Genomic DNA, 17,219 nt, shown 5'->3' with positions numbered 1-17,219 from the left:
CATCATCTCGCTCACCAGACTTTCGACGGTCCAGACAACCTCGATGATGCCATCCACGAGGCGGTCAGGATGCTCAATTGCGAACGAAATCGCCATCCGTTCGCCAACCACCGAATCGCTGCTTAGGTGGGTGTAAACCCGACTTTGGCCGCGAGTGGGGTGCGTGTGCAAACCAGCTCGGCACAAAAGTACTTTCCACATTCAAGCCCATGATCCGCCACCAGTATAAGTTGATGGAAGTCGCACTTGTCTCAGAAAATCGCGCTTTGTACCACCCACAAGTTGAGGCAGTCAGCTCAGTCATGTGTCCAAAAGCTACGCCATAAGCAGCCTATAGTAAGAGGCCGGCAAGAGGCTCGGTAGAGCATCAACGTCTGCCCGACAGCCTCGCTGCAGTTGATCATGGCCGCGTCGATCCTGCGGGCTCGAGGAGTGACCAATCATCTCCTGCCGCTCGCAGCCGGATTCAAGAAAGCGAAGTTCCGGCCGCAGGGCAGGGAAGGGATCCTCGAGAAGCTGCAGGGCTTCTGCCAGGTGCTCGAGGAGAGCGTTGAGATCGCCAACAAGGATCTGGAGCGTCTGATCCTCGCCCGGGATCTGATGAACCGGGTGGCCGATAAAGGGGAGCGCGCAAGGTTCGTTCAACAACCCTCGGTAAGTTGGACGAAGGAAGAACATCGGTCAGGCGGCGCCTGGTTTGACGCTGTTTTGATGCCGATCTTGCCTGGCGTGATCCCTCAACGTTGTCTGCAATCGCGCGCCGGAAAAGCGTGTGTCGCCTGACGGCACCGATCATCGGCTGAGAGATGGGCCATGTGGTTAGGGCATTGATCTTCTGCGAGTTTTTAGTCGCGTCGTCATGTGTTATGCCAAAAAGTCGATATCGTCGGAATGGTGTCGTTCCGAGTTTGTCCTGTTTGGCGCGGTTTGTTGCACAAACCTTGCGCGCTCCCCCATTAGCGAGTTGAGCCAGCTCCTCAACCTGAGGCTGGACTTTGATCAACCGGCTCCAGCCGATCTCCTCATCGATGATCTCGAACGGGTTCCCCCGTGTGGCACGGGCGGTGCTCAGCGCCGTGATGGTCGAATGGAACAGGCGCATCAGGCGGCTGACCTCACGGCCTGTAGTCTGATAGGCCCGTTCCTGACGTCGGCGAGCACGGGTGAAGAGGCCACCCACCAGGCGATCAAACATCGCGATGGCAGCGTCGGACAATTTGGCCTCGAGCTCGATGATCTGGACCACGAGCGTTGCCTGACGCCGACGCACGCCGTATTCGTCGAGCAGGAAGGCTGGAGCAACAGCTCCCTCGCGCACGAACTGCTGAAAGCGACGTTCGTGGACCCGGCTCACGATCTCGGGACTGATGTGAAGAGATCGAACGTAGGTCAGTCGCTTGAGAAGCGCTGTCATGTTGGAGGAATTGGGAGCTTCGGCGATGTCGCGTAGCCAAGCGAGGGGAGTGCGCTTGAGCGTGGAGTCATTCACCAACAGGGCATCGATCGCTTTGAGCTGGTCCTCTGTCAAAGGCGCGATAAGTGCCTCGGAAGCGCGCCTGCGGGCCAGGGCTCGGCCGGCACGGACAAGCCGCTCAAGCCTGTTGGGCGCCGGCAGGATGATCCGATGAGTTCGCAACCAGTCGAGAACCGCCTGAGCAATCTCTACCCCATTGTCCGTCGCCCAGGCTGCCTCCGCCGCAACACTCAGCATGAGCGCCCAGTCCTCCTGCACTGCGGGCCGCAAGTTCAGGCGGGCCATCAATTCGGCGGCATGATCGAGCCGGGTTTGCGGCCGCCGGCTGTAGTCCTCGAAGACATGAGGTGAGACCTGAAGCTGACCCGCCAAGAAGGTGAGCATCTCTCGCGGAGGGGCCTCGTTGAGGCGGAGTCCAAACCCGGGATGGCGCAGAAGACAGAGTTGCACCGCAAACCCGATCTGGTTGCGGGCACCACGCTTGCGCAATACCAGATCAAGATCGTCTTGGCTGAGGGTATAGTGCTTGATGATCAGCTGTTCCTGCCGAGGCACCCTGAACACGAGTTGGCGTTCATCCTCAGTCAGCAAGCCACGTTGTGCCATTGTACGCCCCTACACGGCCCCGGCTTAGTGATTGATAGGGGCCGGGGTCCGGGGCGGGATTATGGGATTGACGAGAGCGAGGCACCGAATCCTGATTGGCCGCTGTCCACAGAGTGAGCGGGGAGGGCGACGGCTATCCCTGCCCATCGCCTTCTATGTTCCTGCTTTGTCCGGTTTACCGAGGTTTATTGCACAAACCTTGCGCGCTCCCCACTTTGGAGCTTTCTTTGAGGCGCGCATGAAAGCGCTGAGCACCTTGGTCAGCGACGCCATGTGCAAACCGGTTGTGCTTGAGCAGGGCTCAAACGAGGCGGAAGTTGAAGCGTCTGCAGGTGATAGCCCTGAGGCTGATCTAGACGAGGCAGCCTAAGATGCGCGAGAAATCAGCGCTCCAACTCGTCAGCGCCAACGGAGTTAAGTGAAACGCACTACGGTCTCTACGCCAAGTGCCGAGCGGGTGATCGGGCTATCGATCACCCAAAGTACACTCAACTCATGACAGCCTAGCCCAATGATGAAGGTACGGGTGGTTGATTGACCCAAAAGTGCTGAGCCGTACAAGCTAAGCTGCCTACCCCATTCGATGGGCAGCTTGCTAGCGTACGTTCTTGAGTCGAAACTCGGCTCGCGTTAGGCATCTTGCGCTTCCGCCTCTTGCCGTGCACCGGTAAGTGCAAGCTGCAGTCGCTGCCGTGCGGACGCGCTTAGGCGGCGGACGCCGAATAGTCGTGCGATTTCGCTCGGGAGATCATCCGCCGATTTTCCCCTAGCTGCAGCGGTCAACTCCTCAAGTGCAATCTCCTCAATCTGACGAACAGGTCCATCAGGAGCTGGTAGCCGGCAGTGCATCCACTCCGAAGGAGCTTGCCGATCTAGCCATATGAAGCGACTGCCCTCCGGATCGGGGCGAACGTGATGGCGCCGCTCTGCCACTTCAAGGACACGCTCCCGGATGACCCGTCCTGCGCGCTGGAATCCGTGGGCGCGGGCAATGCGCTGGACGAGCACTGTGTCAAGGATAGGTCCCTCGTGCTTGACGGTATGAGCGATCAGGTCAGAGAGCGTCTGGTCGTAGTCGGCCTCATGAAACCGCGAGGTGTCGATCCTGTCGTCAAGCGTGCTAAAGTCTGTCGGTCGGTAGTACCTTATGTGATCCGCTTCGGGAGTCGCCATGGCGCGCGCGAAGATGCTCTCACGAGTTAACGGGGCCGGAACGACATCTGATACGCCCTCCTCGGCACTCTCTGCGCTGAGCCCGACCGGGGCTTCCTGGGCTGTCTCATGATCCGGAGATGGCTCAAGTCCAATCGAGGCAGTGTTCACAATCGGGGAGGCCTCCACAGTCTCGTTGCGGGAGCGCTCGAGCAGAGCCGTGATCTCGGCATGAAGACGCTCAAGAGCTCCCTCCTTGTCGACCCACCACTCAGTGGACCAGACACGCAGGAGCTTCCATCCAAGACCCTGCAGAATAGCCGAGCGGACCTTGTCCCGATCCCGGGCCGTCGCTGCGCTGTGGTACGTCGCACCGTCACACTCAATGCCGACGAGATAGTCTCCAGGACGATCCGGATGGACGATTCCCAGATCAATCCGGAACCGTGACACGCCGATCTGCGGCACCACCATCCAGCCCTTGCGCGCCAGGCCTTGGGCAACCGCCTCTTCGAACGGTGATTCATAACCTCCCACCGAACCTCTCACCGCCTCGGCAAGAGCGCGCGGGCCACGGTCTGCGAACTCCAGGAAGTGCTTCAGATCCTGGACGGCCCGCGCACTCGTGCGGTTCAGGTCGATCATTGACGGATCGAAGGACGTAAAGACGAGCATCTCCTGCCGGGCGCGTGTCACGGCAACGTTCAGCCGTCGCCATCCCCCGTCTCGGTTCAATGGCCCGAAATTCATCGACATCGTGGTGGCGCCAGGCTCCGTCGGGCCGTACCCGATCCCCAGTATGATCACGTCACGCTCGTCGCCCTGGACTGTTTCCAGGTTCTTCACGAGAACCCGCTCTGCCAAGTCCTCAGCAAAGAACGGTTCGATTTGCGGAAAGCGCTGGCGGGCCCGGTCGAGCAGATCTTCCACCAGCTTCTGCTGCTCGGAATTCAATGTCACGACGGCAAGCGTGCGCTTGGCATCCACGAACGCGGGATCCGTCAAGCGCCGCACCACCTCTTCGATCATCGCCTCGGCCTCGGCTTGATTGATCCGCCCTTTGCCCTTGGCGTAGACGCCTTGAACCCGACGCCACTCGACAGCGCTTTCCCGCGTGACGGCCGCTGGGAATGTAATCAGATTGCTGTCATAGTAGCGATGGTTGGAGAACGCGATCAAGCTCTCATGACGGCTCCGGTAATGCCAGCTGAGACTGTGGCTCGGAATGCCCGCGCCAAGGCACTCGTCAAGGATGCTCTCCATATCCTCTTCGACATCGTCATCGGTGCCGGAGGCAGATCGACCAAAGAAACTTGTGGGAGGCATCTGACGTGGATCGCCTGCAATGACGACCTGCTTGCCACGGGCAATTGAACCGATCGCATCCCAAGGGGCGATCTGGGATGCCTCGTCAAAGATGACCAAATCGAACAAGGCTTGATCTGGGGGCAGATACTGCGCGATCGACAGAGGGCTCATCAGCATGCAAGGTGCGAGGTGCGTCAGAGCCTCGCCCATTTCGACTGCGAGCTGGCGGACGGGCTTATGGCGCTTCTGCTTCTGCAATTCGTGCTTAAGAACGCCGAACCCATCCTTCTTGCCGACATCGTTCTTCGATGGGATCTGGCCACAGAGTTTGGCCCGTATGTACCGGACGGCCAGCTTGGAGAGACGGTCGTCCAGCCGACGGTAGGCCTCAATGTCGCTCACATGCTCCGCCGGGACGAAGTTACGAAGCTTCGGCTCGGCATCGATCGCACAGGCTGCAAACCATCGTGCATAGCCGGTTTCGAACGCCTCGACGGCTCCCCCGTTCGGCAACGCACCAGTCTCGATCGCATCGACCAGGGGCTTGACGCCAAGTACAACCGCTTCGTCCCGGACTCTGCGCCAGTCGCACCAGGCTTTGAGCTGCTTTTGATTGTCAAACACCGCTGTGGCCCGCGCCCCGAGTTCATCGAGATCGTTGCAGGCTTGGGCGTCCGTCGACCCGAGCTCGCCAAAGCGATGGGCCGCATCTCGGAACCGGGTGAGAGCCTCCTCGAGTCGGCAGGTCGCTGTATCGATTGCTCCTCCCGGAGCAAGCAGTTCGTTCGCCTCGACAGCCAAGGTTGTGATGGTCCGACGAAGCTCGATCAGGTGCTCTGGCGAGGTTGCCAGCCCGCTGAGCGCTGTTCTCAAACCTTCGGCCAGATCGAGCGCATGGGTGAGGTGTGCGGTATTGCTCGACAAGGCCGACCACCCCGGGAGTCCAGTCAACCCTGGAGAGAGGTTGTCCATCTCCTCGAGCAATTTACGCATGCGATGCAGGCTCGGCAGATCACGGCCCGGATCGGGTAGGCCTGTTCCCCCGCCTTGTTCTGCCAGGTTGCGAGCAACCTTTTTCTTGGCGAGGCTCGCCAGGAACCAGAATTTTTGACCTGCCTCGGCCCAGGCCGCATCGAATTGTGGTAGATTCAGGCGGCGGATTCCATCAGAGGTATACGCGATCGAGAGACCTCGCTCGGCCTCGCGGTACTCACCAAGTAGCCCGAGTGCGCGACGGGCTGCAGCAATTCTTTGAGTTGCATCAGGGACGAACGCAAAGCTCAGATCGACACCATACGCATCGAGGAGGAGCCGCAGGGTTCTGGCAAGCCGATCGATATCGGCCTCTTGCTCAGCCCTCGTCGAGAGGTGAACAGCCTCAAGGGCGCTCTCCCGAAATGCCGAGAGGCTCTCGATAGCAGGCGGTAGCGCTCGTGCGGCGGCGACGAAGGCTTCCTGCCAGCTGTTGGACCATTCAGTCCGGCCGACGGATTTAAAACTTTCCGGTAAATTCCGAACGGCCACGCGGTTAAGGTCGAGGCGTCGCGCGACATCGCGGAGGCGAGAGAGCGTCTCCTCATCGTGTTGGGTATGGTCAGGCCAGATCAAGCGTGGCGTGCCAGCGTTTGCATCTCGAACGACGCGTCCGATCGCGTCATGGACCGTAAGGCCATTGGGCCACTGCTTATGGAGCAGGGCAACGATGTCGTTGAGATTATCCCTTAAGCGACGGACCTCGGCTGCCTCTTTGGACCACTCATCAGCGGTCAAAGCATCGCGTGCGTCCCAGGCCCGTTCAAGTCGTTTGAGAACCTCGACTTTCGACGTCTTGTTCGAATGCAACTCAAGGCAGAACTCGCCGAGCCGTTTCTCTTCCAGGCGCCGGTACACGACCTCCAGCGCAGCCATCTTCTCAGCGACAAACAGAACCCGGCGACCGAGCGCGAGGTTGTGCGCGATCATGTTGGCAATGGTTTGCGATTTGCCGGTTCCAGGCGGCCCATCGAGCACGAAATCGTGGCCTGCGGCGGAGGCAACAACGGCTGCGAGCTGCGAGGAGTCTGCTGGCAGTGGAGCAAAGAGCTGAGACGGGTCGATTTTGCGATCCAGTTCTGATGGAACTGGGAAGTCGCTGCCCGAGCCAAAGCTGTCGGATGCCCGCTCGATCAGGTGATGCACAACCGAGTTCTGGGTGAGCTGCTTCGCGCGGGCGGAAAGATCCTTCCACATCAGGTATTTGGCGAAGGAGAAGGTTCCGAGAACGACATCTCCCGTTACTTCGAACCCGGGAACATCACGAACAGCGCGACGCACGATGTTCCACGTGCCGCTGACATCGATTCCGCGCTCGTCGGTTGGCAGAGCGCCATCCAGCCCCGGAATCTTGATCTCAAAATCCTGGCGCAGCAGCTCCAGGAGAGTCAGGTTGAAGCTGGGCTCATCCTCATGGAGCGACATTGTCACCCCTGACAATGCACTTTTGCGTTCCAGCTTTACCGGGAGAAGGATCAAGGGAGCCCGGTACGATTTTGGATCGTCTGCGGACTTCTTCCATTTAAGGAAGCCGAGAGCGAGGAATAGTGTGTTCGCTCCCCCCTCATCGAGATCGCTACGGGCTTTGCGGTAGAGATCAACCAATGCGGCATCGAGCTTGGACTTGTCGAATACGGACAAGACCTCACCTCGATCGAGTGCGGCTCGGGCGTACTGTTCGCGAAGGCTCTCGTTTGCTTGCTGCTCATAGAGCGCAAGGTCCCGACCAGCCACCTCGAGGTCGGGCATGGGGGCAACCTTGATTCGCTTGCCCTCGGCAAGGATATCCTCGAGCCTTCCAGGATCAGGACAGACAAGCCTCACGGCTTTTGCACTCTCTGGCAGATGCAAGAGCCGGTTTCGGGTAGTCAGATCCAGGAGCTTGCGGCGCCAAAGCGCCAGCCGGCCTGCGGGAGAAGTGGCGTCGGGAACGATCTCGACATCGAAGCCCGGCAGACTAGGCGCCTCCTCTAAGGCATCGCTCGCGGGCGGGATGACCTCCTCGCGGCCAGGTTGAGGAGCTCCCGTGTCGAGGGCCAACGGCCGAATGCGCTGCATTCGGGCGCGGCGCAGATCCAAGGCGATGAGGAAGTCTTCATCCGTGATCTGCCGCTCTGCGGCCGCTACAGCCTGACTAAAGCTGGCCGGCACGGCCTGTGTCACAAGTGTGGTCTCGAAGACGAGAAGCTCCTTGAGATCGATGCGCTTTCGAACAGCCGCCGCCTCGTCGGTAATCAGCTGAGCGAACTCCTGGGGCTGGAGCCAAACTCCGACGGAGGCATGTCCCTTGGTTAGGATCAGGAGCGCATTGAGTCCCGCTTGCTCGAGTGCCGCCGCGAACAGGAGTGCCGTATCGAGGCAAGTTGCAATGCGGTTGTCGAGCACGGCGCTCGGCGTCCGGATCTTTTGTCCCTGCTGTTCGAAGCTGGCCGGCGGAAGCGCGTAACTGAGCCTCTGGCACGCGACAGCCGACCAAAGGGCGGATGCCAGCTCCCAGACGCGGGTGCGGGACTTCCCCGCATAGCCGTCAATCTGGTCCCTCTTGCCCGCCCGCCGCAGGACGTCCGAAGCTGCTTTAAGAATGCGGTCAACGGCCGGGTCGTTCGGCATCGCGAAGGCGGCCAGAAGCTCCGGCATGGATGCCGCGCCTCCCCACTCGTTCCTGGCCAGGAGTTCGACCTGGGATGTAACAGTGGCGAGAACCTCCGTGCCTTGCACAACTCGCAGCGTCAGATCGCCGGAGAGGCTTTCGGTGAGGTTTGCAAGAAAGCCAGCGTTCAGTCTGACGTCACGTTCGGTGACATGAAGCGTCGTACCGCCGTCGAGACGATCGATGCGCCAGGTCTTCGACTCAACGAAAGGGGGATCGGCTACAAGCTCTAACGCGACATTCTCCAGCGTGTCGCCACTTTGGTTGACGAGTTCAAGCTCACGCAGAATTGGAACGGCATTCTGATGTGACGCAAATCCGATTTTCTTTGCAAAGATATATTCAATATTGATGGTCATAGAGCCCCCTGGCGAGCAATCTACGATTGCAGTTCAACGCATGACAAGTGGACGACGCACGCTCATTGATGAGTGAGGCTCCGCCGATAACATTTGACCAGGATATTGTTGCTTCTCGGCAACAGGAGAGCCCGCTTGTTAATTGTCCCTAGTATCAAGCGTGACCACGAATGAGCAGCATCGCCTATGCACTTAATTCATGTTGCCGATCCTAATCTTGCCAGCCCTCTCTCTGGGCTCCGAGAGTGCGCCGGCAGACGGAACGAAGGATATTGCCGGCGCGGGACGCTGTGCCTTCGATGATCTCATTGATTTTGCTATCACCGTCCGTGCGGACCTCGTCATTATCGCCGGTGATGTGTTTCATGGCGACTGGAGCAACTCCAACTGGCTCCATCGCAAACTGTCCATCTGCCCAGCCTGACAGCTCCCTAGCTCGCCACGGCGCGCAGTTCCACTGGCCTCCCATGTGGCTGCAGCCGATGCACCATCACGCTTCCAGACGGAAGGGTGCTAAAAGCCGCATCCAACACATGGCGATGATGGGTGAAAAGAATGACTTGCGTTGACCGGCCGAGCTCCGCCAGGGCGGCAAGACCCGGCACAACGCGCTCGTCATCGCTGGTGATGAAAAGATCGTCGGCGAGGAAGGGAAGCGCCTCGTTCTCGGCCACGTGCCTCTCGATGGTCGCAATGCGCAGAGCCAAGTAAAGCTGATCACGCGTGCCTTCGCTCATCCCTTCGATGTCGCAGTCGGATCCGTCGGCTCGGACGCCGATCAGCGTCGGCGCATCACCATCCCGGTAGCGGACGGCCAGCCGCTCGAACGGATTGGAGCCGGTCCCGGCAACCAGCCCAAAGATTTCGCTCGCCCGGCGAACCAGCGGGTGCTCGTTGGCTGCCCGGTAGCGCTCCATCGCCCGATCAAGAATGCGCCGGGCTGCCTCGAGGCGCATCCAGCGCTCGGCGCAGACCCCGATCCCGAGGGCGGCGTTCTGGGCCTCTTGGGCCGCCTCCGCAGCCCCTTTCCGCCCGGCGAGATCGCGAAGCAGCCGGTTGGCCTCCGTTTCGGCTTGGGCTGCAGCTTGGCTCTCGCCAACGAGGTGCTCCTCTTCCTGTTCTAGCGTCGAAAGTTCTGCAGAGCTCTCATCGGGCGAGATCGAGCCTGCCTCCTCGCGCAGTTCATCCTCACCAAGACCGTCACCCGCCTGGGCGAGTTCGTTCCGCTTCTCGGCCAACTCACTCGCGATCTTTCGATGTTCCTGCGCCTCCACAGCGACGGCAACCGGATCGGCGTCCGCATCGAGCCCATGCTGTCGCAACAGATGTTCCAGTCGCTCTTTCGCGATACCCAAGGTCTCAAGCGCGTTTGTGTGAGAGTTGCGCGCTTTCTCGACGCGACGGGCGAGTTCCGCGAGTTTTTCCGTCTGGAGCATGTCATTCCGGAGCCGCTCATACAGCGTCCGGACCGCCTTCTCTGGGTCGGCCATCTCAAGGTCTGCCGCCATCGCGCCAAGCGAGGCACGCAGGGAGTGCAAATCATTGCGGAACTGCTGCAGATCTTTCCGTAGGCCTTCGAGCCGACGCATCGTTTGAGATCGGTTCGTGGATCGGTCGCGTATCGCATCCCAAATGGACAACGCGGCTTCTGCCTCCGCAGGCGAAGCGTCGGCAGGGAGGTGCAGGCGGGTGACCGCTTCTTCCCATTGCGCCAGCCAGCCAGCCCGCTCGGCAGCCGCGCGAGCCACATCTTTTTCCAGGCGGGCAACGCGGTGCTGCGTGTCCTGTAGAGATGCTGCCAGGGCTTGGCGTTCTGTCCATGTCTTCAGGGCTGACGAATGAGCCTGTCGCACCCTGCGGAGGAGAGCAGAGAACTCCTTATCTTGTCCGGTGGATAGGCCGAGCAGCTCCGCTGCCTTGGTCACATGACGGTGCGCATTGGCCGCGATGGCGCGGCTCTCATCCAGAGCCTCCATGGTCTTCCGGTAGGCCGTCAGTAAGCGGACGACATCATCCCGCTGCCTCAGCCAGGCCAACATCTCGGTGGGCGTGCCTGGATCGGCGATGCATCCCGCCCAGAGCGCGGTCCAACGGTCCTGGAGCGAGCACAATTCGGCGTGTGCACGCTCCTTGGCTGCCCGCGCGGCATCCAACGTGACGGCAAGCCGCTCCTTCAGGGCGGAAAGATCACCGAGGCGCACCACGCGGTGTCCCTCGTGTTCACGTCGGTCGACCAACTCGTCGGCATGACGCAATGCGGTCTCGAAAGTGCCGGCAAGATCGCCAGTCGGGGTGAAAGCAGTCAGCTCATCGATGGCTGGCTCATGTCCATCGACAAGATGCGTCCGGACCAGCCGCCAGCCCTTGTCGCGGTGGTCACGTGCGGCTTTGACGGCGGCCGGGGAGGGCACTTCGCCCGTAGCACTGAGGCCAATGATCTCGGCTTTAACCTGCTGTAACTCGTTTTCGGTTTCAAGCAGCTTACGCTCTGCGGTCTCATGGCTGTCGATGGCCTTGCGCCAGGTCTGCTCATACTGGGACACGAGCTCAAGCGGTGGAACGGGCCGTGCAGCCAGATCCTCGGCCGTACCGGTCCAGCGTGGAAGCCTCGCCAGGGCCTCGGCGAGATCCCGTGTGGCATTCGCGTTGCCCGCTTCTGCCTGTGCAAGCAGGCCTGAGACATCACCCAGTTGCAGGACCTCGTTCAACATCTCGCTAGTGTCCGCGGGATCTTCCGTCGGTCCGGAAAGGGTCTGGAGCTTTCGCTGCGCCGCCTCGAGTGTCTCCTGGGCCTCCTTGAGGTCAGCTTCCAGCCCCTCCAACCGGCTTTGTACGGCCTGCCCGCCGCGGGCCAGCTCACGCAGCTTGGAGATGAGCGGCACCGAGGGCATGTGGACTTCAACCGCGGCCGGATCCAGGGCCAGCCCGAGTTGTTGGAGATACCCAGCGATTTGACTGTCGTCGTTGGCCTTGTCGCGCATGAGCTTTGGCTCATCCGCCACCTTCCTGCGGTAATCGCCCAACGCCTCGTTGAGGACGGTAATCTCGTCAGCTCGCGCCTGGAAGCTCTCTGGTTTCGGTTCCGCACCAATTTCGGTCTCAAGCTGCCGTAGGAGATCCTCTGCCCGCTTTGACCCCGCGGCGGCCTCGCGTGCGGCGCTGTCAAGAGCGCGCCACTCCCGTTCGAAGCTCTCAGGCAACAAAGCCGCCGTTGGGCTGAACGTCGTCAGCTGGTCTTCTCGCTGCTGGATGGCCACCAGGATCGGACTGACGCGACGGATGCGCTCCAGCCGGGATCTTTTCCGTCGCAACTGGGTCATGGCTTCATCGAGAGTGCGCCGCCTCTCATGGGCGGCCGCCAGGCTTGCCTCTGCCTGCCGCCACTCGTCGGTTTTGAGGGCGTCAGCTCGCATAGCCTGCTGCGCCTTCGTGAACCGGTCGATCTGCTGCCAGATCGGCTTCCCGGCCGCCTTGCGCTGGTCCAGGGCTCCGAGCTTCCCGATCTCCTCGTCAATCCGCCGGAGAGCATCGCCGACCCTTGTAAGGCCGCTGCCTGCCTCAAAGAGGCTGGTCGTCAGATCCCCGCCATTCTCCAGCATCTTCTTGCCGCCGGTGCGCAGCCGCTGGTGGTCGAGGCCGAACATCCGCTCGAACAGCTCCCGGTCGGCCGTTCCGAGAAAGCGGGTGAGAGCTTGATCGGGGAGGGTTGCCTCTTGTTCTGACAGGAGCGTCCCGGAGGTGCCTCTGCCCTTACGGCGTTTGAATGAGAGGCGATCGCCGGCATCGTTGGCGATGGTCGCCCCGACGCGCATCTGGCTGTAATCAAACTGAAACCCGTAGGGGGAGCGCATCGGAATGCCGAACAGCAGATCCGCGACCGAGGAAAGCAGGGTCGACTTGCCAGCCTCGTTCGGACCGAAGACGATGTGCAGCCGAACGTCGTTCCCGGTTAGATCAAGGGTTAGGTCTTCGAAGCGCCCATATCGCTCGAGGGTGAGCGTCTCAAGTTTCATAGTTGAACCGGTTCGGTCGTGAGGTGGTGCAAGAGCAGCGCTTCCGCGTCGGCCAGGATGCGCTCAAGCTGCTCGGGAGCGAGGTCTTCAAGGCCTGACTTCGAGCGAGCGCCTGCTGGGAGCTTCCCAAGGCCTTGTTCGAGAGCGTCTCGGATTACGGTGCGCTCGTCGGGATCGGTCCTGACGTCGTGCAGAAGTTGGACCAGGTCGTTGAAACCTTCGCTTGCCGTCGACGCAGTCTCAGGGGCAACCGTCTCAACGTCAACGCGCTCGATCCAGACGTCGCCCTGTGCTTGCAAGGCGAGGGACGAACACTCGGCCTCAAGCCGCTCCGGGTCGCCCGCAAGGGCCCGGTGAGCCGGGCAGGCGCCAGTCAGGACGAGCCGAATAGCGAGCATTCGGCCATCGGCCCCATCAACCGCCGCCTTTAAAGCCCGCCCGATCAGCGGGCAGGTTTCGTCCAAAGCTGATGCGGACGACACATCGACGACGATGCGGGCCCAGCGCACCACGTCGACTGGAATCGTCTCAACCTGGCGGATGCGTCCACCCTCGACGGTGACGAGGGTAAAGCCCTTGGCTCCAGGCTCATTGACATGCCTACCCTGGAGGTTTCCCGGAAAAATCACGTACGGCTCCTCGCACAGCACCTCACGGGTGTGCACGTGGCCGAGAGCCCAATAGTCATAGCCCTTGGAAAGCAAGTCGCGCAGTTCGCAGGGTGCGTAGGTGTCGTGCCCCGGACGGCCCGTCGCGGACGTGTGGAGGATGCCAATGTTGAAGAGGCCGGGAACCGGCTCGGGGTAACCGGCCGCCAGATTCTGCGGGATTGCGCGGTCGGCAAAGCTCTGCCCGTGGATGGCGATGCCGAGATCTGAGAGCGTCCAAGTCTCAGGCACACGGCTCGAGAATTCCCGAACATTGCCAGGCCAGGTGAGCCTCCGGCTGATGACGCTGGCTGCATCGTGGTTGCCCCGGATCATAGCAACCGGGATCCCGGCGGCGTTGAGGCGAGCAAGCATTTTCACGAAGAACAGGCCGGTACCGTGGTCGGGCCAATCGCCATCGAACACATCACCGGCAATGACAACCAAGTCGACGGCCTCGTCGACGGCGAAGTCAACCAGCTTCTCAAACGCGCGCCTGGTTGCGCCAATGAGCTTGTCCGCCTGCTCGCCGGCTCGCTCCCTTAGACCTGACAGCGGACTATCAAGGTGGAGATCCGCAGCATGAATGAACCGCATGTGCCCCCGCACTGGGGCATGATGCTTAGTTTATTGCCCCAACGCTCAGCTTGAAGCAGACGCCATGTCAGCGACAAGTGAACAAAGAAGGAACCTCCCTCCTGCCCAAACCCGAACCTTTGGAGAGTGATTAAATGGTGACACCCTCTTTGCATGTTTCTATGTGACGCCGCTTTATGTGCTCACACGCCATAAAATGTAACCGGTGAGCGATCGGACGAGGGAGTATTCCGTGTCTCATTGCGAGCGCCGTTTGGTACCCGATCAACGCTAGCTGCAGAGCGGGTTCCGTTCGACATGCTACGACACTCCATCGGTAGAGTTTTTTAGAATCTACTTCAAATATCTAGGGGCTGTAGCGGCTCGGTTAATAGTCATTAACCGTTGAGGAGTTCCAACCTCGAGTCGTCGTGGCAGATCGCGAATCGCAACTTAGAGCGAATACTACGTCACTGCGAATCAGGTGCGTAACTTCGAATCACGAGGAACTGAGCTTTTACATGCGAATTGACTCGGCCTTTTCAGCTAAATGATTCTAGGCAAAGAAGTTTCCCACCGCTGAATCGATCTATTGTGAATGGATTCTTGACGCGCGACTCCACAGCCAACTCAGAATCGGTCATCACTCGAAACGGCACGAGTGTAACAGGTGGATGCCATGCCTGATGCAAAGCAGACCGAGCGCGTTCAACGCTTCCGAAAGTCGCGCAAAGAGCGCGGTGACCGGGAGATGAACGTCTGGGTTCCCGGGCTTATAGGCGCTGCGATCGACCAAGCTGTCGAGAGTGGCCGGTTTAAGTCGCGTCAGGACGTCATCAATCATGCCCTCGAAGCCATGTTTGCCGAAAAGGATCGGAATGTCGTGACGTAAACCAGGCAAAGCAAAAGGCCCACGAAGCTGGAAACTTCGAGGGCCTTTGGAGCTACCCGCGAGGGGCGGCGTAAAGATTGGTGTTGCAACCTCCTTATGCCATCCCGACAAACTGAATGTCAAGAGCATCGGTTACGGTGAACACTCCCGCTTTGCCCTCAACATGGAGGGCACGATGCAACTCGCATCGTCAGGAGGCCGGCGGCTGAGACATGCCGCTCTGGCCGCAAGAGAACTCGCGCTCGAAACCGGGCGCACGGTGACGCGTAAAGAACTATCGGCTGCAGCCCGGGAGGCCGCCAAAGCCTTGGAATTGCGGAACGGACCCCGGTCTGTCCTCTCCGAGCTGGTTGCCTGCTGGGGCGAGCAGGAGTGGGAGCGGCTGCTTGTCTGGCCGTCCAATGACTACCTGATGAGCCGCACCGGCCTCTCCGAACGGGCAGTCCGGTATGCCTTTAGAGTTTTGATCGACCTACAGCTGATCATCCCGAAGGAGTCGCCTAACGGGAAGCGCTTTGCCGTCAAGGACTTGGCCGGAGAGCTCGTTGATGCTTTCGGCTTCGACCTAACCCCTGTTTACGCCAGGCGAGGGGAGTGGGCCGAGCGCCTCATCGAGATGAAGCAAGCCCGAGAAGCCCGCAAGCGCGCCTTCGACGAAATCACGATCGCCAGGCGGGCCGCGGAAGAGGCCCTGAATGCCCTTGCCGAGCACTATCCGGATCTGGATCGCTCCGATCTTGAGGATCGTCTCAAGGCTTTGAAAGCCCGGACACCTTTGCGCAGCACGAAGGCCATGCCGCTGGACGCTCTCGACCAGTGGAAAGACCTAAGGACACTCTGCGAGAAAGCATTCTTTAATGCTGGCAATGGGGGCAAAGAATGCCGCCACACTAATAACAACAACGGATCTCCTACCGAAGCTTGTAACAAGGGCTTTCCAAAGAAAGCTGAGGCGGTTCGTTCAACCGAACAAAGCTCGGAGCACCTATCACCAGAATTGATCCTGGAGGCCTGCCCCGCCCTCAGCGACTACGGCCGGCCGCTACCTGCGGGCGTCGCTTGGAGCACATGAGAGCGCCTGGGCCGAGGCCGTGGAGGACATCGGCACCGTCAGGGCGGCGATCGCTGTGATCTACGTCCTGCAGCTCTACGAGGACGACGTGGCCAGAAACGGTGGCGAGAGCCGGATCAAGAATCCGGGCGGCTACTTCCGCGCGCTCACCCGAATGGTCAAAGCCGGCAAGATCGACCTCACCGTCGAGCTCCTGGCCATGAGGAGGCGCAGAATGTCATAGGAAGGGAGCTCGTGCGCGGCGAGGTGACGGATTGGCCAGCGTGCGTAGGCTTGGAGAGCAGCGGTGGCAGCGTGCATCACGAACGTGAATCGTTGGTGCTCAATGGATTCAGGACTTTGATTGGACCTCGTCGAGGTGCCTGCGCGACACTGGCGCATGGCTCAAGACACGATCCAATTTCTGGTCCTGCACAGGTGCGATCCAAGCTGCAATATGGCTCGCTACTATGTCCTTTCGATTGAGCCTAGCCTGTTTGGGGATGCGACTCTGATCCGGGAATGGGGCCGCCTGGGTCGATCAGGGCAGCGCAGGATTGAGCTCTACGAAAACCAGTCATGCGCCATGGAAGCCCTTGAGACTTGGCTCCAGCGCAAGCAGCGACGCGGCTATCTGCTTCAAGGTGGGCAGGGCGGCCTGGATCGGTTTCAGTGCTGGATCTGAGTACTCAGCAATAACAGCGGGGGAGTGACATATCGATCGGTCGAGCTCGTCAACACCCTGCCCGACAAACTGCCGTTTTCAACGGAGCACTGAGCGGCCGTCGAGAGGCACGCTGCCTCTGGAAAGACACTCGGGTCAGATAGCTTACTGAAGCACCCTGACGCCTTCAGCGTCCTGAAGGACGTGGAAGGATCCCTTGATCGACAAAAAGGATTCTCGGTGCCGGGGCATTCCGTCCAGGAGCGCCTCATGACCTTCATACATCGAGGAAGCTTCTCAGCATCCGGCTGCGCGAGGGATGCTTCAACTTGCGTAGGGACTTTGCTTCAATCTGGCGGATGCGCTCACGGGTCACGGAAAACTGCTGACCAACCTCTTCAAGCGTATGGTCCGTATTGAGGCCAATGCCGAAGCGCATTCGCAGAACTCGCTCCTCCCGAGGCGTGAGCGTGGCAAGCATCCGAGTGGTGGTCTCGCGCAAGTTCGACTGGATCGCTGCCACATCAGGAGAGACTGCATTCTGATCTGCAATGAGATCGCCGAGATTTGAGTCATCCTCTTCGCCGATCGGTGTCTCGAGGGAGATCGGCTCCTTGGCGATCTTGAGCACCTTCTGAATTCGGTCGACTGGCAGGGCGAGCTTGTCTGCCAGCTCCTCCGGGGTCGGCTCGCGGCCGATCTCGTGCAGCATCTGGCGCGAGGTGCGGACGATCTTGTTGATCGTCTCGATCATGTGCACCGGGATGCGGATCGTGCGGGCCTGGTCGGCGATCG

11 protein-coding genes and 1 pseudogene are annotated in these 17,219 nt (G+C 60.3%); 7 read left to right on the top strand and 5 right to left on the bottom strand.

Annotated features, from left to right (window positions below):
* Positions 1–402: 402 nt before the first annotated feature.
* Both FS320_RS25015 and FS320_RS25010 read left to right on the top strand, forming a co-directional pair.
* Complete coding sequence (locus FS320_RS25015; protein WP_244627353.1) at positions 403–783, top strand: DUF1612 domain-containing protein; 381 nt, start codon at positions 403–405, stop codon at positions 781–783.
* 304 nt (positions 784–1,087) lie between these two features.
* Positions 1,088–1,450, top strand: a complete 363-nt coding sequence (locus tag FS320_RS25010; protein WP_152714617.1) for a hypothetical protein — start codon at positions 1,088–1,090, stop codon at positions 1,448–1,450.
* A gap of 189 nt (positions 1,451–1,639) precedes the next feature.
* Here the strand turns inward: FS320_RS25010 and FS320_RS50875 are convergent.
* A pseudogene (locus tag FS320_RS50875) lies at positions 1,640–2,005 on the bottom strand (DUF4158 domain-containing protein); the annotation flags it as partial.
* On the opposite strand from FS320_RS50875, the gene FS320_RS48270 reads away from it, so the two are divergent.
* On the top strand, positions 1,901–2,197 hold the full coding sequence (locus FS320_RS48270) for a hypothetical protein (RefSeq protein ID WP_244627351.1): 297 nt from the start codon (positions 1,901–1,903) through the stop codon (positions 2,195–2,197). The pseudogene FS320_RS50875 and the gene FS320_RS48270 overlap by 105 nt on opposite strands.
* 513 nt (positions 2,198–2,710) lie before the next feature.
* On the opposite strand, the gene FS320_RS25000 is transcribed toward FS320_RS48270, so the two are convergent.
* From FS320_RS25000 to FS320_RS24990, 3 genes are all read right to left on the bottom strand, one after another.
* Complete coding sequence (locus FS320_RS25000) at positions 2,711–8,581, bottom strand: DUF3320 domain-containing protein (protein WP_152714616.1); 5,871 nt, start codon at positions 8,579–8,581, stop codon at positions 2,711–2,713.
* A 431-nt stretch (positions 8,582–9,012) separates the two neighbouring features.
* Complete coding sequence (locus tag FS320_RS24995) at positions 9,013–12,594, bottom strand: ATP-binding protein (protein WP_152714615.1); 3,582 nt, start codon at positions 12,592–12,594, stop codon at positions 9,013–9,015.
* Positions 12,591–13,838, bottom strand: coding sequence for a metallophosphoesterase family protein (locus FS320_RS24990; RefSeq protein ID WP_152714614.1), 1,248 nt, complete (start codon positions 13,836–13,838; stop codon positions 12,591–12,593). The genes FS320_RS24995 and FS320_RS24990 overlap by 4 nt, the downstream gene beginning before the upstream one ends.
* 658 nt (positions 13,839–14,496) lie before the next feature.
* Between FS320_RS24990 and FS320_RS24985 the strand changes: the two genes are divergently transcribed.
* From FS320_RS24985 to FS320_RS24975, 4 genes are all read left to right on the top strand, one after another.
* A complete protein-coding gene (locus FS320_RS24985; protein ID WP_152714613.1) occupies positions 14,497–14,709 on the top strand; it encodes a hypothetical protein in 213 nt (70 codons plus the stop codon).
* A gap of 175 nt (positions 14,710–14,884) precedes the next feature.
* Entirely contained in the window at positions 14,885–15,781 is an 897-nt protein-coding gene (locus FS320_RS24980; protein WP_244627350.1) for a helix-turn-helix domain-containing protein, read from the top strand.
* Between the two features lie 19 nt (positions 15,782–15,800).
* Positions 15,801–16,004: a hypothetical protein gene (locus FS320_RS48265; protein WP_338105467.1), complete on the top strand. Its 204-nt coding sequence runs from the start codon at positions 15,801–15,803 to the stop codon at positions 16,002–16,004.
* Positions 16,005–16,160: 156 nt separating this feature from the next.
* Entirely contained in the window at positions 16,161–16,445 is a 285-nt protein-coding gene (locus tag FS320_RS24975; RefSeq protein ID WP_152714612.1) for a WGR domain-containing protein, read from the top strand.
* 256 nt (positions 16,446–16,701) lie between these two features.
* On the opposite strand, the gene FS320_RS24970 is transcribed toward FS320_RS24975, so the two are convergent.
* The coding region (locus FS320_RS24970) for a sigma-70 family RNA polymerase sigma factor (protein ID WP_152714611.1) at positions 16,702–17,219 on the bottom strand (518 nt) is incomplete at its 5' end.

The sequence above is a fragment of the Microvirga tunisiensis genome (assembly GCF_009296175.1).
Taxonomy (GTDB): Bacteria; Pseudomonadota; Alphaproteobacteria; order Rhizobiales; family Beijerinckiaceae; genus Microvirga; species Microvirga tunisiensis.
This window is presented reverse-complemented; position numbering and strand designations above follow the sequence as displayed.